Raw genomic sequence first — 18,846 nt, forward strand, 5'->3', positions numbered from 1 at the left:
CTCAGTCCCTTACTTCTTCGCGGCCGCGGGAATAGCGGTGACCTTGATCGCCGTGTACTGCTGGCGGTGGCCCTGGCGACGGCGGTAGCCGGTCTTGTTCTTGTAGCGAAGGATGTCGATCTTCGCGCCCTTGTGGTGGTCCACGACCTCGGCGGTGACCTTGATGCCGTTCAGGACCCACGGGTCGCTGGTCACGGCGTCGCCGTCGACCACGAGCAGGGTCGAGAGCTCGACCGTGTCGCCAACCTTGGCAGTGGGAATCTTGTCAACCTCAACGATGTCGTCAACAGCAACCTTGTGCTGACGACCACCGCTGCGCACGATGGCGTACACGCGGATCTCACTCTCGCTCGGAACGGGACTCCTGAAGCCAGCCGCTCACGGGACCCGGGGGGCCCGCTGTATCCGGATGGGACGAACGGCCTCCTCCGACGCCGTCGAGGACGGCCACCGGAAGGTGAGGTGCTCAGAAGCAGGCGCGCACAGAAACACGCCGACGGCCAAGACTACGGGGCGGCCGGGTGGGGGGTCAAACCAGGCCCCCCGCCCCGCCGGCGCCCCCGCGAACCGGCCGGCGCTCCACCTCTTGTCCGGCGTTTGCAGCGAAGGGGCAGACGGCGAGCGAGATCGGCATCCGTCACCGCGTCCACCGCTGGGTCCGACGACTGTTCTCCACTCACACCGCCGGGATCAATTCGGCACCACTTTGGTCGATGATGCGCCCTTTGGCACCGTCCCCGCCCGCGTTGTGCGCCAGCACTGACGAGCTACCCGCCAGTACATAGTGTGTGCTGGCGGGATCGCCGTCAGCTGCAACTTCGCTGGTCAGGCTCCGATTTTATAGCCGTTCCACGTTCGCGCACGTGCACTGAAGTCCGTCGGCGTTGCCGTCACTACTGCCGTCGACGGTCCAGACCACTCAGGGAAGTCTCTGGATTTGAGATCCACGTCAAGCGGCCTCGTCGTGCGGAGTGAGACTGATGCTCAAGTCAGCTCCAAGGGCATGGGCCAGGCGGCGCAGCATGGGAAGGGTGGGCACCGTTCCGCCGGCTTCGAAGCGGGAGATCTGCGGCTGTTTCATCCCGCACCGCTCAGCCAGCTCGGCCTGGGACAGCCCGAGGCCGGTGCGCCGGTCACGGACGAGTCTGCCCAGCTCTCGGGCAAGTGCTGTGGAGACGTCCTGCATGGCCCCTCCGGGGTTCAGGCGGCCGGGGTGACGATGGTGACGGTGGGTTCATCCCCAGGGGTGAGGTGCATGTCGACGGTGAGGTCCAGGGCTCGGGCCAGGCGCATGATGACAGCGATGGGCGGCAGTTCGGTCGCGGTCTCGATGCCTTCGATTTCGTCGGTGGTGGTGTGCAGGCGCTCGGCCAGGTCGGCCTCGCTCAGCCCGAGTTGCTTGCGCCGGTCGTAGACGGCTTTGCCCAGCGTCATGGCCAGGCTGGTTTCGTCGTAGACGCGGTCATACTCAGGGTCGGCGTCGAGGTGTTCACCGACCAGCTGGCGGTGGCGGCGGGTCCTCCATTCGCTGTGGTTCATCGGTGCTCCTTGAGGTCGCGGCTGTAGAGGTCGTGTTCGGCGGCTGCCTGGTGCTCGGCTTCGCACAGCCATTGAGCGGCGTGCGCGCGGTCCACTTCGGTCTGCTCGCGCATCTTGGTCTTGCGGAACACGGTGAGCAGCACGACGCGACGGTTGGGCGCGAGCCAGTAGGTAATGCGCTGGTGAGCATCACCGAGGCGGAAGCGCAGCTCGCGGAGCTTGCCGCCCAGGTGGCGGGAGTGTGGTTCATCGAGTGTGGTGGGCTGCTCGGCAAGCAGGTCAGCGACGCGTTCGGCCTGCTTGTAGTGATGGGCGGGAATGTTCTCCAGCCACAGCCGCACCTCCGGCTCAATCTCAATCGACTACCGCCCGCTGTCCATAGCGCCGATGATATATGGCCCGGGGTGCGAGAGCGCGACTTCGTAGCTCAGGTCGTGTGCTGTCGCCGCGACCGCAGCCACTCCAGCCGTCGCACACCCCGATACTCCTCCTTCGTCCTGATGCCACAGCGCCGCTGCAAACCCGCGGCAACCGGCCGAGGCGGCGCAGGGCCGGCTTCTTTCGACAGAATCGGGCCCGAGCGGGAGAGGCAGCGTGTGGCCGGGCTGGTGCGTCGCCCAGTCTGGCGGCGCGGGGCCGGTGCGGAGGGGGTCCGGCCTGGGACGGGCGGCCGGGAGCTTTGCTCCCCGCCGGAGGCGACGCAGGCCACTGCCCTCAGCGAGTCCGGCGGCGGGCGTGAGGGTCGGCCCCCTGGCCGAGCCTGTACCTGCGATCCGGCCGCAGGACGGTCGTAGGCGACAACTTGCTGTGCGACGCGCAAGGACTCCACGCCCGCAACTTGCTTCCGGCCGCACCAGGTTGAGTCTCGCTCGCGCCTGGTACGGCCGACCGCTGGCACCCAGGACGGGCGTCGGCTGCTTGCCCGACGGTGGGTCGGTCTGCGATGTTTGGCCAGTTCAGACGGGTGGGCGCCGCCTTGAACCTCGTAGAGAAACTCTGAACGCACACCCCCGGGCGTGCTCAAGGCCGCCTTGGAGCACACGGAACCTGGAGACCTGCATCAACTGCGACAGACAAAAGGTCGTCAGCACCCGCACACCGGACGGCCCGCTCTGCGCGAACTGCCCCTCCCTGCCCACCGCGGCTCGCAGCATCTGCGGCGAGGAGAAGCCCTGCGGCACCTCCCGCACCACGGGCCAACCGTGGTGCCCGGACTGCCAGCGCCGCTCAGCACCGTGCTCGGCCTGCGGAAGCATCGCGGCGGTCGTCGCCGGCACGCTCAACCAGCCCCTTTGCGCAAACTGCACCACCCCTGAGGTCTGGCACACCAGCCCAACCTGCAGCGATCCCGACTATCCGCACCCCGGTCAGTGCGCTCGCTGTCTCATCAACCAGCGTCTCAACGAGCTGCTGGGCACTCCGTCCACCTGTCCAGTTGCCCGAGCCCGTCGCCACACTGGCCCTTGCGGTCGCCACGAATCGCAAGGGCCACGCGACTATCGGGGCCTTGGCCCGTCTCCATGGCTCTTCCCCGGCGGCCAGCTCGGACGCCCGATCAGCACCACCCAGCTGACACAGCGGCTGAACCAGATCGGCATTCACCCCAACCAGGCCCGCAGCACCACTCTCTTCCAACCCGCCACCGAAATCCCCGCCGCGATCCTCGCCCGCACCCTGGGCATCCACACCGACGTCGCCGTCGCCCCGCAACGACTCTCCGCGGGCGACTGGGCCACCTACGCCGCCGAAGTCAGCCGCCGCACTTCACCGCGACAACGGCCGGTCCACGAACAAGGAGCAAAATCATGAGATTCGACAATCACCGCGTCGTCATCACTGCTGCCGGCCGCGACTTCGGGCGAACTCTGGCCATCCGGCTCGCAGACCACGGCGCCGAGGTCTTCCTGTCCGCTCGCAGCCTCGCTGCCACTGAGCGTGTCCGCGACGAGATCCGAGACCGAGGCCATCAGCGGGTCCACGCCTATGCCTGCAACCTGACGGATCCCGCCTCAATCAGCGACTTCGCTTCCAGCGTCGCCCAGCACACCGACCACGTCGACCTCCTGATCAACAACGGCTCGCGCTACCTCGAAGGGCCGGACCTCCAGTCAGCTTCCGACGCCGATGTCGTCGACACCATCGCATCCGGCGCCACGGGCACGGTCCTGACCGTGAAGAATTTCCTCCCGCTCCTGCTCAACTCGGACAAGCCGGATGTGGTGACGATGATCTCCGCCTGCGGAACTGCCGGACATCACCGCTCGGACGCACACGACGCCTTCTACGCAGCCAAGAGCGCACAGGCCGGATTCACCGAGATCCTCTCCAAGCGCCTACGGCCCCAGGGAGTCCGAGTGATATCGCTCTACCCACCAGACTTCGACAACACCGACCCGCTCTCCGAGGACTGGAAGTCCACTGCCCGGGAGGCCAAAGATGCCCTCACCGCCCAGTCGCTCGTGGAGTGCATCCTCTTCGCAGTCGCCCAGCCCCGTGATTGCTTCATCAAGGCATTCCACTTCGAACAGGTCTGAGCGCTCACATATTCAAGCAAGGCTGACGTCGGCTCTTGGGCCGCACACAGGAAGCTCCGGATCGGAGGCATTCGGACAGTTCCGATACCCGACGTCACCATTACACGTCCGACTCCGCCTCCAGGGCCAAGCCATCGACACCCTCAGCACCGCCCTCGGCAGCCAGAAGACCACCGAGACGGCACACTCCGACGGCGACGAACCGCCGCCCCGGAACGCCTTCGTCCGCTGACGTTGCCGTCAACTACTGCCGACGAAAAAGCCCCGCCAGGACATGTCTGACGGGGCTTCAGATTTGCATGAGCGATCACATCACGGCAGTGAGTGGCAGATCCGGCAGGCTGTCCAAGAGAGCCCTCACCTCATCCTTGGTCGCCCCTACACGCGTCTGAAAGTCACGGTCATCCCCGGTCTCAAGCGCCTCCATCATCAGCGCTTCAACCAGAAAGAATTCCGCTCTAGGCATCGTGATCACGACCTGCTCCCCGCGATCCTCCACACGCATCAAAATCGTCCTCTCACTCTGACTTGAAGTTCCTGGTGAAGTACCTGTGGCCCTCTTGAGGTGCGAAGACAGTACCACCGTCCCTCGATCCGGGGTTGCGGATCACGATTACCCCGTTTCGCCAATAGGCAGACGCACCATCGGATCGCACGCGACGCTCTCCGTTCAGGATTACACCTTCAGCCATGTCGGAGAATTGTGCGCGGGTCCGAATTCCAGGGAACTCCCCCTGCTCTACAACATGCTTCCGGAAGGCGTGACCGTCCGCTCCCGCGAGTTCATCCGCTGCGAGTCGAGCTTGAAGTCGGGGGCCATCCGCAACGTTGCAGCCGCCGGAATTGTGAACGAGGACCGGAGTCTCGCCCGCAAGCACATAGTACGTGTGGACGTCAGCGACAGTGAGGTTGTAGACCGTCGCCTGTTGGGTCCAGCGGGACAGCGCGGTGATCTGTACGTGCGTGCCCGCGCTCGTCCTGAGCCACTGGCCCGGCTTGAGCGTCGTTGCCTTTATCCACTCGTTCAGTTCGGGGACCCAGAAGGGGTGGCCGTCGGTGGCGGTGACCGAGGCAGTCCTGGATCCCTTCTTGCCGTCCGTGTCGATGGTGACCCTGACAAGGTTCTTGGTGCCGAGACCTACCTGACCACCGGCATCACCAACGCCGCCTCCGAAGGCAACAACCGCCTCATCAAGCTCGAAGCACGTAACGCCTTCGGCTTCCGCAACCGAGCGAACCAACGCCTGCGCTCACGCTGTGCAACCACACGCCGCAGCCAACGGGAAGCACACCCCCCACTAAATTCGAAGACCCAACAAAGCCCTCCTCGCGATTTACCAGAATAATTCATTCTTTATGGAAGTCCACATTCTTGTCGATCAAATCGGGGTCGCCGAGATGAATGACAAGATCACCCGAGCCTTTGTAGGCATAAAACCCGCTCTCCGTAACACCTTCAGCACCGCAGGATCCAGGCGGAAATTTGAGAGAGACCCACGGGCTCCCACCACTGCGGGGAGCTTGCACACTCCACGTTCCAGCGAGTCTCGCTCCGCCGTCTCCCTCAGTGAAAACTTGCTGGCACGTCACACCGGAGAGTTCAACCGTTCCATCTCGCGAGAAGGAGGCCAGACCGCCGCCGACCCCCTGCCAGGTCCCGACAACCGCCTCTTGATCCAGTTTCTGCGAACCGTTATCGTCTTTCACTCCGACGCAGCCCGAAACAGAAAGAAGGAGCAAGGAGAGGCCAGACAGCACAATCCGGCGATCCCACCTAACGGAAATCAACCCGTTCACTCCACGAAATTTTGATGGCTGTAGGGCGCTGACCGTTCGGGAATGCCTTCTGCGCCGCATTGAAGAGCGTCTGCAATGCGGTGTTCGAACTTCCACCCTTGTACCCTTCTCCGGTGGGGCTCCTCATCCCTGATTCACGAGTGATGTTGTTTTTGAGCGTGAACTGTACATTGCCGCTCTTTCCGTCACGTCCGACAGAAGCCAATTTCGCTGTCAGCACATAGGATCCGAGGACCGCAGCGGACTGGTTGAAGGTGCGCCCCCTGTCCTCCTTGCCACTCCACTTCCCTCCGGTCGCCATACCGAAAGCATCCTCCAGCATCGTCCCATATCTTTCCACCTGCCCCAGATCGGAGAGTTTGCGATCGTATCTGGCGGAGTCGCCGACCGCCATGCCCTTCATATCTTTACCGAGCAGCTCCCTCACGTGATCGAGCCATCGCTGTCGTTTCACTTCCTCGGTGAACTCATCTCCCTCACCGAACGCCCAGGTATCAGGCGCATTTCCCAGCATCCAAGCCGCGAGGACCACATAAGAATCTACAGTTTTTGCATAGGTCTGAACGCCCTGCCGATACGAGCTCTTGTGAAGTTGGCAGAGCGCGCTACAGCTGAGCGCACCGGAACTTCCGTTTCCATCACTCCCCCCTGCGGAGCTACCGCCACTGCAACCACCACATCCGCTTGAACTCCCATGTGAGCCATTGCCATTGGAGTCACTCGGGATCCACGTCTCCCACTCAGGCTTCTCCGGAGTTCCGACGTTGCACGGGCCGGATCCACCACAGGCACCTTCGGGACGAAGCCCAGTGGGGTCGCTCAACGACACCGGGTTGTTGTTGCCGTACGTGTAGCCGTGCGTCTGTTGCGGGTCCGCGAGGTCGAGGATCGGATCCACGCTGATGAAGCGACCGATCGACGGGTCGTATTCGCGGGCACCCAGATGCGTCAGGTCCGTCGACTTGTCGATCGTGCCACCGACGAAGCCCTTGTCCCCCTCCCAGTTCGTGGGCTGCGTGCCGCGCGGAGCGCCGAAGATCGTGGTCTTGCGGCGGGTCACCGCCTGGGTCGCGTCCGCCGTGATCTGGGTGGTCGCCGTGCCGTGGTGGTCGCTGAGCAGGAACGTCAGCTTGCCCGCCGTGCGCATCGCGACCGTCTGGTCGCCCGCCGTGTAGTAGCGGGTGCCCGTCACCTTGCCGGTCTTGTCCAGGTGGAGTTCGTTGCCGCCGGGAAGGTAGAGCGTGGTGCCCGTCGTGTCACGGCGGAGCATGCGGGCGCCGGCCGTGTCGTAGACATACGACGTGGTGTCCGTGACCTCGGTCACCGAGCCCAAGTGGCCCTCGTCGTCCCACACCAACGTCTGCTTGTCCGCGTTGCCGATCTTGCGGGTCTCCGTGTTGCCCGCCGCGTCGTACGTGTACGTCTCCGTACGCGGCGCCGTGCCCGTCTGGGTGACCGCCGGGAGGTTGTGCTTGCCCGCGTCCGGGGCGGCATACGTGCGGAGCGTGTCGGCGGTCGGGCCTGAGGCCGTCTTGTGCTGGGTCTCCGTCTTGCGGTTCCCCACAGCGTCGTACGCGTACGTCGTCCAGTACGCGTCCGGCCCGCCGACCACCGAGGCCGAAGGGGCGGTGGCGCACGCCGTGCCCGTGTTGGTCCACGCCTCGGTGATGCGCCGCAGCTGGTCGAGTGCGAAGCACTGCGTGTCCGTCGTGCGCGTCGCGTCCTGGCCGTACGCCGTTGCGATCTGTTTGATGTTGCCCGCCGGGTCGTACGTGTACGCGGTGTCCTCGACGCGCTGCGGCGCGACCTCGCGGTCGATGTAGCTGCGCTTCAGTTCGCTGGTGTGCTCGTCGTACTCGTTGGCCACCGAGACCGACTGGGCGAAAGCGCCCATCTTCTGGATGGTGCCACGGCCGTAGTGGTCGTACGTGCTGTCCGCGACCACTACGGCCGCACCCGCGCCCACCGTGTCCAACTGCCCGTGGACCGGTGTGAAGGTGTTGGCCACCCGCTCCGCCGGCAGCCCGCCCATCGCCGGCTGCTCGGTGCGCGCCACCTGTCCGGTGATGGGGTTGTAGCCGGTGATCCACTTGTACGTGTTGGCCAGCGCGCCCTCTCTCGCCGGGATCGTCACCTGCGTGTTGATGGGCTGGTACAGGGGGTCGTACGAGGTGATCGCTGTCTCGTAGGCGTCCGTGCCCACATAGCGCGTGGTCTTCGCGGTCTGGCCCTTGCCCCTGGTCGCGGTGTCGTACGTCCACGCCGCGAGCGTGGCCGTGCCCTTCTTGAGCGCCGTCTGGCGCCCGAGGTCGTCGTAGTCCGTGTGCAGGGTGATACCGCGCGCGTCCTTCGTGTCGGTGGCGCGGTCGCCCTTGTCGTACGTCGTGGTGGAACTGCCCTTGTCCGGGTCGGTGTTGGCGGTCTGCCGACCCCGGATGTCGTAGCCGTACGTCCACTTGGCGCCGGACGGGTCCGTGACCTCCGCGAGGCGACCCTTCTTGTCGTGGGCGTAGGCGGTGGTCTCCGAGGTGGTGCGCTCCGCGTCCGTGTACTGCTTCAGCTCCGTCGTACGGCCCAGCGCGTCGACGACCGTCGTGGTTGCGGTGGCGCCCTTGGGCGGGACGACCGTGGTCGTGTCGCCGGTGTACGACGTCGTGGTGCGCTTGGTCTCGTCGGTGAACTTCTTGGAGATGACGTCTGTCGGGCGTCCCGCGCCGTCGAACAGCGTCTCGGTGTGCGCCGGGTACTTCGTCTCCTGGCCGGTGACCAGGACGGGTTCGGCGGGACCGTCCGCGTAGTACGTACCGGAGGAGCGGTCCGCGATACCCCGGGTGTCGTGGAAGCTCTCGGTGATCAGCCGGCCGGCGCGGTCCGGTGACTCCTGCTGGCTCTGCCTCGGCCGCAGCAGCCCGTCGTAGAAGGCGTAGCTGGTCGCGTACTTGGCGTCGTGGGTGAGAGCGGCGGTGGTGACGACGTTGACGTTGTCCCGGCGGATCAGATACGCGAAGGAGTAGTTCGGAGAGTCCGGATTGGCTGTCGCCGAGCGGTTGGGCAGCCAGGTCTTGGTGACGCGCCCGAGCGGGTCGTAGGCGTTGGTGGTGACCCGGTCGTTCGCGTCGGTGACCGTCAGCGCCTGGGCGCGCAGCGGGTCCAGTGTGGTGGTGACGGTGTGGCCGAGCGCGTTGGTCACAGCGACGGTTGTGGGCACCTCACCGGTGGCGGGTGTGTGGACGGTGCTGGTGACCTTGCCGTACGCGTCGGCCTCGGCGAGCTGGCGGCCGTACTGGTCGAAGCAGAGCTGGTTCTTCGCCGACCCACACGTGCTGGGGGTCGAGGACACGGTGTCGTACCCGTCGCCCTTGCCGTTGATTCGCTCCGTCTTGGTGAGGTGACCCTTGGTGGGGGACGCTCCCAGCGCCAGGCCGTCGTAGTACGTGCGTACGTCGTCGATCACGTCGTCGGGGCGGCTGACAGTGGCTCCGCAGGCGGCGGCCACGGTCTCCGAGCGCGACACCTTGTCGAGCACCCTGGAGCTGGTGTTGCGCGCGTATGTGGTGGTGATGCACTGCTCGTCGCCGGTCTTGGCCGTGTCGCCCAATGCCGAGACACTGGTGACCATGCCGTAGGAGTCGAAGTCGCGCGTGGTGCGGACGGTGCGCGTGCCGCCCGTGACGGTGGTACGGGTCTCCTCCGCCTCCGTCCCGGAGAGGTACGCCTCCAGGTCCGGCAGTCCAGTGCGGGCACGAGTGGCGGTCTTCGCAGAGCGCCACGGGGTGTACGACACCGCGCTGACCAGCGGACCACCGTCGCCGTTGTAGGTGGCGCTCTCGCGCTGGACGCCGGCGAACTGCTCCCGGTCGGTGACCGCGGTGCCCGCGGAGTTCTTCACCTCGGCTCCGTCGATGCCCCGGAAGTGGCGCGCCTCGCTCAGGATGCGGGTGTCGGCGCCCGCGCCCTTGCGGGTCTGCACCCGCCCGTAGCCCCGCGAGAGCGAGTAGGTGCGGTCGGCGGCCTTGGTGAACTCGTCGGTGCTCTTGGCCCATTCGGCGCCGCCGAGGTAGTCGTACTCGGTGACGGTGTCGGGAGTCTCCTTGAGGTTGTCGCCCTCGGAGACGCGCTCGACGACGTAGGAGTTGAACCAGTCCTGCTTGGCGGTGTCGCCCTCGAAGGCCCACTTGACCGGGTAGCAGCGGGTGCTGTTGGAGTCGTCGGTCGGTGGCAGGGCGGTGGCGGTGCAGTCGGGGTCCCGGTAGTCGACGGCTATGGTGCCGCCGGACTCGGTGGTGATCTGGTACAGCCGCAGCCGGATGAACGGGGCCAGGGCGTCGCCGAGTTTGTCGACGCGGTTGGGCTTCTGCTGGCCGGCGAAGGTCACCGGAGGCAGCGCCGCGCTGGAGCCGTCCCCCTTGCCGGTACGGGTGATCGACTCCAGCCACATCGGCGTGGAGATGCCGTCACCGGCGGCGGGAAAGCCCTGCTTGAGGGACCAGGAGTCGACGTCGTCGTACGCGCCTCCGGTGAGCACCTTGGTGGTGATGGTGGTCAGGCGCTTCTTGGACCAGAAGGTGGGCGAGTACTTGTCCTTGCACTCGGCGTCGTCCTTGCAGTACTGGTCGAAGGGGACATCGGGCCAGTTCTTGGCGTGCGATTCGTCGAACGTTCCGCAGTCGGCGAGGCACCGCTCCTCCACGCCGAAGTCGACCTGGCCCGCGGCCTTGGCCGAGAAGAGGCTGCCCGCGCGCAGCCCGTAATCGATGTGGTCGAGGTAGCCGCCACGGAGGTAGTCGGTGGCGGTGGACTTGCCGGTGGTCTCCGAGACGTTGCGGACGTAGTTGTTCTTCTCCGTCTTCCAGTGGTACGTCATCGCGTTGCCGTGCACGTCGACGACGTAGTCGAGCTGCCACCGCCACGCCTGCTGGCACCACGCAGAGGCGAAGGAGGAGTCGTAGCAGGGCTCACCGCTCTGGTTGCCGAACACCGGAGCGGCGAGGACCGAGTTGGTGAGCGGGTCGTCGCCTCGGCGCCGTTGTCGCTCCAGCCGGGCAGCTTGTTCAGTCCGAAGAAGTACTGGGTGCCGTCGGTGGTGGTGATCTTCCAGTGCTCGCCCGAGCCGCCTTCGCCCTTGGAGCCGGCGGTGCCCTTGTCGGCGTTGTCGGCGCCCGTGAGCTTCTCGACCTTCTCGCCCGCGTCCTGGGCGGGGTGCCAGCCCTTCTCGCTGTCGTGGACGAGTTCGGTCGACTTCCCGCCGAGGTTGAGGACAGCGTTGTCGTTGTACCAGCAGAGGTCGCCGACCTTGGTGGTGTTCGTGCCGTCGGTCTTGTCGTCGTTGCATGCCTTGTAGCGGCGCTCGATATAACCGGGTTCGTACGACCAGCCGTCGCCTATCCAGGAGGGCTGGTTGTTCGACGCCGCCGTACGGCCGTCCACCGTCTGGGAGTTGTAGGCCAGCCCGATGGAGGGCTGGAGTCCGCCGGGGACGGCGGGGACGCCGATGGGGTACGACCAGTTGAAGGCGCCCGTCGACCCGCCGGCGCTCCATGAGCCGGACTGCTGGAGCGAGGTGGCCTTGTAGTCGCCGGAGGGACCGGCGGCTTCGGCGGCGGCGGCGAGGACGGTGGCGCCGGTGCGGGCGACGTGGACCGTGGCCGCGAGGTGGCCGGACTTGGTGTCGTTCTCCGTGGTCAGCGGCTTGCCCGTGCGGCAGGCGGGCTTCTCCGGAGTGGTCAGCGCGCAGGCGGGCAGTTCGGTGAGCCGCAGCCGGGAGGCCCAGTCGCCCCCGTACGCGCCGCGGAAGGACGAGTAGTCGACCTGGACGCGCGCCTTGCCCGGTCCGGTGGCGCCGTCGGCGCGGCCGACGCTGAGCAGCAGGCCGTCGACGCCCGCGGCGTCGGCGGCCGCGCGGCCGGCGACCGCGACCTTCGCCTTGGTGAGTCTGGCCGCCTTGCCGGTGCCGGAGGCGGAGCGGGATTGCCCCCCGGTCTTCGGCGCGGTCTCGGACACGGCGACCGACACAGGGAGCGAACCGGCCGCGCGTACGGCGCTCCTGGCCGTCGTATCGCTGCCGCTCAGGTCGACGGTCGCCGTTCCGGGCGCGGGCCAAGTGACTTTCGGCGATTTCCAGGGGTTCGACGCGGCGGCGTCAGCGCGCTTGGTACCGCCGATTCCGGCTTTCGTCACGGGTACGGCGGCAGGCTGCTTCGGCGCCGAGAGCGACGCGCCGGAATTCGGCTCCGCCACCACCGCCGGGGCTGCGGACAGCATTCCGGCCATCACCGAAGTGGCCAGTACGACCACCCATCCCCGCATGCCGAAACGGCTCACGCCCCACCCCTTGCATAGTGTCAGTAATGACCGACGGACAGTAACGGCACAGGTAAAGGCAGCGTCAACTACTCCTCCACAAGTCATTTGCAATGGAAAGCAGTTGTTTTCCAGACATTCACCCCTGACAGTCGCGCACATCACTTCCCGCAGCTCAACAGGGCCGAGACAGAAAGGAGTCGATGACCCCTTAAGCCCAAGTTGCCCCAGAATGGCGAGACCTGATCGTCCCGTAGATGTGAAGAGGACGCGATGACAGAGAATTACGCCGCGTCGCTATAGAGTCACCGCTCGGCAATGCCGAATCAGAGGGGGAGGTGTCGTGCACACGACAAAGGACGGGGCAGAGAAAGAGATATTGGCCGAAACACGTACTACCAATTGTCCTCGCCGGGGCCGTCCTCGCCCCGGCCGCGACAGCGATACCGGCCGCGGCCGCTCCGACTTCCGCCGACTCACCGTCCTCGAAGTCCGCGGCCGCCGACCTCGTCGCCGACGGTTCGACAAGCGAAGAGGACTACGCACTCCAGCAAGCCCAAATCATGGGCCAACCGTATGAGTTGGTCTCCGCGCGCACCGAGTCTTCCGACACCTGGGCGCAGCCCGACGGCTCGTTCTCGGTGAAGCGTTACGGCACGCCGATAAGGATGCTGCGCGACGGCGCCTGGATCGCGACCGATCCGACGCTCGCCCCGGCCGCCGACGGCCGGATCGCGCCCAAGGCATCCACCGTCGCTGTGACATTCTCCGGCGGTGGATCCGGCGCCCTGCTCTCCGGTGTCAAGGACGGCCGCACCCTCTCTCTGACCTGGCCGAAGCCGCTGCCCGCACCGACCACCGACGGCAATGTCGCCACGTACGCCGAGATGCTGCCCGGTGTCGACCTTCAGCTCAAGGCCGAGGTCGAGGGCTTCTCGCAACTCCTGGTCGTCAAGACCGCGACAGCAGCGGCCAATCCCGAACTGGCCTCGCTGAAGTACAAGTTGGACACGGTCGGCCTGAACGTGTCGACCGACGCGGACACCGGAAGCGTCACCGCGGTCAACCCGGCCGGTGAGACCGTCTTCACCAGCCCCTCCCCGCTGATGTGGGACTCCACCACGATCAGCTCTGATGACGACCCGGCGGCGGCCCGTATCGCCAAGGCCCAGGCCGCGGCCGAAGAGGAGACACCCGGCGACCTCTTCGAGCCGACCCCCGGCGCGAAGGACGCGCTGATGCCGACCACCGTCAGCGGTGAAATCCTGGAGATCAAGCCCGACCAGAAGCTGCTCACCAACGCGAAGACCGAGTATCCCGTCTACATCGACCCGTCCTGGGCCTGGGGCAAGCGGCAGAACTGGACCCGGGTCTACAAAAAATATCCGAAAACCTCCTTCTGGAACACAAAGGAGGTGGTGCGCGTCGGCTTCGAGGCGGAGACCGACGGTCTCTCCCGCTCCTTCTTCCAACTGGACACCAGCAACATCAAGGGCGCGCAGGTCAAGTCCTCGACCTTCCGGGTCAGGAACACCTGGTCCTGGTCGTGTCAGGACAGGCCGGTCGAGCTGTGGCATGTCGGCCCCATCTCGTCCAAGACCACTTGGGACAACCAGCCCTCGCAGCACTCCAAGCTCTACACCGTCGACGACGCCAAGGGCTGGAGCAAGGACTGCGCGGCGGGGAACCTGGAGTTCGACGCCACCGACAAGGTCCGTGAGGCCGCGTCCAAGAAGTGGTCCAGCGTCAACTTCGGTCTGTACGCGTCGAACGAAGACGACACCTTCGGCTGGAAGAAGTTCGACGCGAAGACCGCGGTCCTGGAGACGAAGTACAACAACCCGCCCAAGACGCCGACCGGGCTCGGCACCAACCCCAAGACCTCCTGCGCGAGCGGCGGCCTGATCGGCAACACGAGGGTCAGTCTGTACGCGAAGTACGACGACAAGGACGCCGGCAACCTCACGGCCGAGTTCCAGGTCTTCAAATCCGGTTCGAGCACCGCGGTCGTGAACAAGTCGATCCCGGCCGCCAAGAACAAGATCTCCACCCTGGTCGTGCCCGATGTGGACCTGCCCACCGGCGCCTACACCTGGAAGACCCGGACGAAGGACCAGGACGGCGCGTACTCCGGCTGGTCGGCCACCTGCAAGTTCACCCTCGACCGCACCCGGCCGAGCAAGCCCCCAGTGATCACCTCGGAGGGCAACAAGTTCCCGCCCGGTGAGAACGGCTGGCCCGCCGTCACCGGCAAGGCCCGCGAGGCGGGCAAGTTCACCTTCGCGGACAACGGGGTCACCGACGTGGCCCAGTACAGCTGGTACACGGACTACGACCCCGAGGTGCGCGACGCGAAGCCCGGCGTGCCCGTCACGGTGAAGCCGCCCGGCTACGGGCCGCACTTCCTCTACGCCTTCAGCGTCGACAAGGCGGGCAACCGGTCCGACACCGCCACCTATGTGTATTACGCGACGCGTTCACAGGAGCGCGACGGACCGGGAGATCTGAACGGCGACGCCAACCGCGACATCTGGAGCATCGACTCCAACGGCACACTGCTGACGTACGCGGGCCAGGGTGACGGCAACTTCTCCACCGCCACCAACGGCGGGGGCAAGTCCTTCGCGGGCAGCCAGGTCGACTCCCGCGGTGACTGGGGCCAGGACGGCTACAACGATCTTGTTTCGCTGGAGTACGACGACGTCGACAAGAAGCAGAAGCTCTGGACGTATCCCAACGACGGCGCGGGCGTCATCAGCGACGACTTCAAAGAACTGAGCGTCGCCTGCCCGGTGAAGGACCCGGACCTCGGTTGCGACTACGGCGAGGAGTGGACCGGCGACGACCACTGGCACAACGCCGAACAGGTCGTGTCCGCCGGTGACATCAACGGCGACACCCAGCCCGATCTGCTGGTCAAGCAGGGCAAGCAGCTCTGGGCGTACTACGGCAACCGCGCCACGTACTCGCTCGACGTCGCCCGCGAGCCGGTCCTGGTGGGCAACGGCGACTGGGACAAGTTCACCGTCATCGCACCCGGCGACCTCAACGGCGACCAGATCGCCGACCTGTGGCTGCGCGAGAACTCCACCGGCACCATCTGGCGCTCCTACGGCAAGAAGGGCCCCGACGGCCTGCTCGACCCGACCACCTGGGGCAACAGCGCCGGCCGGGTGAAGATCGGCACCGGCTACACGACCGCCGCGTACCCCGCGGTCGGGTCGGTGGGCGATGTCACGGGCGACGGCAAGCCGGACCTCTGGGCGCGCAAGACGGACAACACGATGCTCGGTTGGCCGGGCAAGACTCCTTCCTCCGACAACCTCTCCTTCGGCGCCTCGTTCGTCATCGACGGCATCACGGGCGGCTCCCGTATCCCGGCGGGCACGACACTGAACGGCGGCCAGTCGTTCACCTCCCGCTCCGCCAAGCTCACCATGCAGGACGACGGCAACCTCGTGATCGCCTCCAACGCGGGCAAGACGCTCTGGGAGACGAAGACTTCGGGCAACGTCGGCGCCAAGGCCATCATGCAGACCGGCGGAAACCTCGTGGTCTACAAGGCGGACGGCAGCACGGTGCTGTGGGAGTCGAAGACGGCAGCGCCGGAGGGTTTCGCCCTGCTCCAGGACCGCGGCAACCTGGTGATCTACAACGTCAAGGGCCAGTCACTCTGGAGCAGCGGCACGGCGATCCGGCACGACTACGACGCCGACGGCCGCAGCGACATGGCGGACTGGTACGACTACGCGGACGGGCACGACGCGATCCATACTTTCCGGACAAACTCGGACGGCTCGTTCAATGCTCCCTTCACGGCATGGACAAGGAGCGCCGGAGGCTGGGACCGGAGCCAGATGAAGATCATGTCTGGCGACTACAACGGTGACGGCACCGATGATGTGGCGGCCGCCTATCAGTACGACGACGGAATCAAGCTCTGGACCTGGATCGGCAAAGGCAACGGCACCTTCAACGAGCCGTTCAGTTCCTGGGCCGGCTCGTGGACCCTGGATCGGATGACCCTGCACGCCGGAGACTTCAACGGCGATGGGCGCGACGACATCGGCGTTTGGTACCGGTACATCGACAGCACCAAACTGTGGACTTTCACCTCTGACTCCGGTGGGAAGTTCAACGCTCCCTTCAGCTCGTGGAGCACGACAACCTGGGCCGTCAGCCGCACGAAATTCACCACCGGCGATTTCAATGGTGACGGACGGGACGACCTCGGCGCGCTGTACGACTACGACAACGACAGCGTCAAAATGTGGACGTTCCTGACCTCCCCGTCCGGCAGTTTCAATCACCCCGTCGAGGCGTGGGGCAGCACCGGCTACGGGGACTGGGCCCGCACGGAACTCTTCTCCGGCGATTTCAACGGTGACGGCCGGGACGACTTCGCGACCTGGTACGACTTCACCGACGGGCATGACATCGTCCACGCCTTCGCCGGCACCACCAACGGCACGGTCAAGTCCCCCACCGTCCTCTGGGAAGCTGCGGCGGACCGATTCTGGCGCACCGAGATGAAGATCGTGGCCGGTGACTACGACGGGGACGGCCGTGACGATCTCGGGGCCATGTACCGGTACAACGACGACTCCACCGTCAAGATGTGGACATGGATCACCGGGCCGACCGGCGCGTTCGAGGAACCGACGGCGAGTTGGCAGTCACCACCCGGTAATTGGTACAGCCGGTCCGAGATCATCGGCCGATACCTCTGAGGTGGTGAGCCTGACCACCGACGCCGTTCCACGCCTGCCCCGGCGTCCCGGTACCGGGGCAGGCGTGTGGGCCGCCCGCCCGTCGAGCCCGGCGCGGCAACCTCCGCCAGGCACCCCTAGGGTGTCGTAATGGTCTCCTCTCTCTCCCAGGAGCGCCCCCAAGCCTCCGCCGGTGCCGGCGCCGGGATGCGGGATCCGTTCTTCGACAACGCGAAGTACCTGGCCATCGTCCTGGTCGCCGTCGGGCACTCGTGGGAGCCGTTGCCGGGGAGCGGGCGGTTGGTCGAGGCGTTGTACAGCTTCGTCTACGCGTTCCACATGCCGGTCTTCATCGTGATCGCGGGTTACTTCTCGCGCGGCTTCGACATGAGCCCGAAGCGGGTGTGGCGGCTGGTCACCGGCATCCTGGTGCCCTACCTCGTCTTCGAGGTGGCGTACACGCTCTTCCAGCGCGCGGTGGAGACTCCCGGCTTCCCGCTGACGCCGGCGGATCCGTACTGGATCCTGTGGTTCCTGCCCGCCCTGTTCCTGTGGCGGATCACCACCCCGTTCTGGCAGCTGGTCCGGTGGCCGGTGCCCGTCTCCCTGGCCGTCGCCGTGCTCGCGTCGATGTCGACGGGAATCGGGGACGATCTCCAGCTGATGCGCGTCCTTCAGTTCCTGCCCTTCTTCGTACTGGGACTTCGGCTGCGCCCGGAACACTTCGCGTATCTGCGCCGCACCCGGGTACGGGTCGCGGCCCTGCCGGTCGCTCTGGTCGCGCTGCTGGTGGCGTACTGGTCGGTGCCGCGCATGTCCACCTCGTGGTTCTTCCGCAGCTACGGCGCCCGCCAGCTGGACGAGCCGGTCTGGGCCGGTGCCGCGATGACCCTGATCCTTTTCGCAGCGGCGCTCGTGCTGGGCGCGTGCTTCCTGGCGTGGGTGCCGCGCCGGCGTCTGTGGATGACCGCCCTGGGCGCGGGCACGCTCTACGGCTACCTCCTGCACGGCTTCTTCATCCGCGGCGCCCGGTTCCTGGGCGGCTACGACGACCCGTTCCTGGAGATCCCCGCGGGCCGGATCGCGGTGACCCTGGCCGCCGCGCTGCTGGTGACCGCACTGTGCACGCCACCGGTACGACGGGTGTTCCGGTACGTGGTGGAACCCCGGATGGAGTGGGCACGGGCGGCCGGAAGCGGGCCGGAGACCCCGACGTATGCTCAACCGTCGGAAACGTACACGGAGAGGCGCCAGCGTGAACTACAGGGTCCAGCCAACCGCCCAGGTCGACCAGACCGCGGTGGTCGGTGACGGGAGCAGTGTCTGGGAGCTCGCGCAGATCCGGGAGAACGCGCGCCTGGGTGTGAACTGCGTCGTGGGGCGCGGCGCCTACGTCGGGACCGGGGTGCGGATCGGTGACAACGTCAAGATCCAGAACTATGCGCTGGTGTACGAGCCCGCGGAGCTCGCCGACGGTGTCTTCATCGGGCCCGCCGTCGTCCTCACCAACGACCTCAACCCCCGCTCCGTGGACCCCGACGGCAAGCTGAAGCGCGGCTCCGACTGGGAGGCGGTCGGCGTGAGGATCGAGGAGGGTGCCTCGGTCGGTGCCCGGTCGGTCTGCGTCGCGCCCGTACGTCTGGGCCGCTGGTCGATGATCGCCGCGGGCGCCGTCGTCACGAAGGACGTGCCGGACTTCGGGCTGGTCGTGGGCGTTCCGGCCCGCCGGATCGGCTGGGTCGGGCGCGCCGGGGTGAAGCTCGTGGAGCGGGCCGGGGAGCCCGGTGTGTGGGAGTGCCCCAGGACCGGCGCGCTGCACGACGAGAAGGACGGCGTCCTCACCGAGCGCCCGTAGGCACTGACGTAGGCACGGATACGCCGAAGAGGCCCGAACCGTCGCGGACGCTGTTGGTTAATTCGGGCCTCGCTTCGCCCCGTCGACTGGTTGGTCGGCGGGGCGAAGTGCT

General features: G+C 66.4%; 13 protein-coding genes and 1 pseudogene. 5 read left to right on the forward strand and 9 right to left on the reverse strand.

What is annotated here, in order from left to right; genetic code table 11:
• Nucleotides 1-9: 9 nt before the first annotated feature.
• From rplU to IEY79_RS16930, 4 genes are all read right to left on the reverse strand, one after another.
• A complete protein-coding gene (gene rplU / locus IEY79_RS16915; protein ID WP_078077375.1) occupies nt 10-333 on the reverse strand; it encodes a 50S ribosomal protein L21 in 324 nt (107 codons plus the stop codon).
• 616 nt (nt 334-949) lie between these two features.
• The gene (locus IEY79_RS16920; protein ID WP_189108310.1) at nt 950-1,186 is read right to left on the reverse strand and encodes a helix-turn-helix domain-containing protein; all 237 of its coding nucleotides are present in this window, start codon (nt 1,184-1,186) and stop codon (nt 950-952) included.
• A 14-nt stretch (nt 1,187-1,200) separates the two neighbouring features.
• Complete coding sequence (locus IEY79_RS16925; RefSeq protein WP_229700907.1) at nt 1,201-1,539, reverse strand: helix-turn-helix domain-containing protein; 339 nt, start codon at nt 1,537-1,539, stop codon at nt 1,201-1,203.
• Nucleotides 1,536-1,898, reverse strand: a complete 363-nt coding sequence (locus IEY79_RS16930; protein WP_229700920.1) for a type II toxin-antitoxin system RelE/ParE family toxin — start codon at nt 1,896-1,898, stop codon at nt 1,536-1,538. The genes IEY79_RS16925 and IEY79_RS16930 overlap by 4 nt, the downstream gene beginning before the upstream one ends.
• Nucleotides 1,899-3,344: 1,446 nt before the next feature.
• Between IEY79_RS16930 and IEY79_RS16935 the strand changes: the two genes are divergently transcribed.
• A complete protein-coding gene (locus tag IEY79_RS16935) occupies nt 3,345-4,073 on the forward strand; it encodes an SDR family oxidoreductase (protein WP_189108311.1) in 729 nt (242 codons plus the stop codon).
• 307 nt (nt 4,074-4,380) lie between these two features.
• Here IEY79_RS16935 and IEY79_RS16940 read toward each other — a convergent pair whose 3' ends face one another.
• Together IEY79_RS16940 and IEY79_RS16945 are read right to left on the reverse strand one after the other, a co-directional pair.
• Nucleotides 4,381-4,578 carry a hypothetical protein gene (locus IEY79_RS16940; RefSeq protein ID WP_189108312.1) on the reverse strand — a complete coding sequence of 66 codons (198 nt, stop codon included), beginning with the start codon at nt 4,576-4,578 and terminating at the stop codon, nt 4,381-4,383.
• 13 nt (nt 4,579-4,591) lie between these two features.
• Nucleotides 4,592-5,212: pseudogene (locus IEY79_RS16945) on the reverse strand (polymorphic toxin-type HINT domain-containing protein); the annotation flags it as partial.
• On the opposite strand from IEY79_RS16945, the gene IEY79_RS38380 reads away from it, so the two are divergent.
• Entirely contained in the window at nt 5,120-5,419 is a 300-nt protein-coding gene (locus tag IEY79_RS38380) for a transposase (protein WP_373292559.1), read from the forward strand. The pseudogene IEY79_RS16945 and the gene IEY79_RS38380 overlap by 93 nt on opposite strands.
• Nucleotide 5,420: 1 nt before the next feature.
• On the opposite strand, the gene IEY79_RS16950 is transcribed toward IEY79_RS38380, so the two are convergent.
• The 3 genes from IEY79_RS16950 to IEY79_RS37385 are packed head-to-tail and all read right to left on the reverse strand — an operon-like array spanning nt 5,421 to nt 12,191.
• On the reverse strand, nt 5,421-5,870 hold the full coding sequence (locus IEY79_RS16950) for a hypothetical protein (protein ID WP_189108314.1): 450 nt from the start codon (nt 5,868-5,870) through the stop codon (nt 5,421-5,423).
• Nucleotides 5,848-10,848, reverse strand: coding sequence for an RHS repeat domain-containing protein (locus IEY79_RS16955; protein ID WP_229700908.1), 5,001 nt, complete (start codon nt 10,846-10,848; stop codon nt 5,848-5,850). The genes IEY79_RS16950 and IEY79_RS16955 overlap by 23 nt, the downstream gene beginning before the upstream one ends.
• The gene (locus IEY79_RS37385; protein ID WP_229700909.1) at nt 10,731-12,191 is read right to left on the reverse strand and encodes a hypothetical protein; all 1,461 of its coding nucleotides are present in this window, start codon (nt 12,189-12,191) and stop codon (nt 10,731-10,733) included. The genes IEY79_RS16955 and IEY79_RS37385 overlap by 118 nt, the downstream gene beginning before the upstream one ends.
• A gap of 542 nt (nt 12,192-12,733) precedes the next feature.
• Here IEY79_RS37385 and IEY79_RS37390 point away from each other — a divergent pair.
• From IEY79_RS37390 to IEY79_RS16970, 3 genes are all read left to right on the forward strand, one after another.
• A complete protein-coding gene (locus IEY79_RS37390) occupies nt 12,734-16,900 on the forward strand; it encodes an FG-GAP-like repeat-containing protein (protein WP_229700910.1) in 4,167 nt (1,388 codons plus the stop codon).
• A gap of 129 nt (nt 16,901-17,029) precedes the next feature.
• A complete protein-coding gene (locus IEY79_RS16965; protein WP_189108315.1) occupies nt 17,030-18,190 on the forward strand; it encodes an acyltransferase family protein in 1,161 nt (386 codons plus the stop codon).
• On the forward strand, nt 18,135-18,734 hold the full coding sequence (locus IEY79_RS16970; protein ID WP_189108316.1) for an acyltransferase: 600 nt from the start codon (nt 18,135-18,137) through the stop codon (nt 18,732-18,734). Before IEY79_RS16965 ends, IEY79_RS16970 begins: the two co-directional genes overlap by 56 nt.
• Nucleotides 18,735-18,846: the final 112 nt, after the last annotated feature.

Origin of the sequence: Streptomyces camponoticapitis, from assembly GCF_014646115.1 — a bacterium.
Taxonomy (GTDB): Bacteria; Actinomycetota; Actinomycetes; order Streptomycetales; family Streptomycetaceae; genus Streptomyces; species Streptomyces camponoticapitis.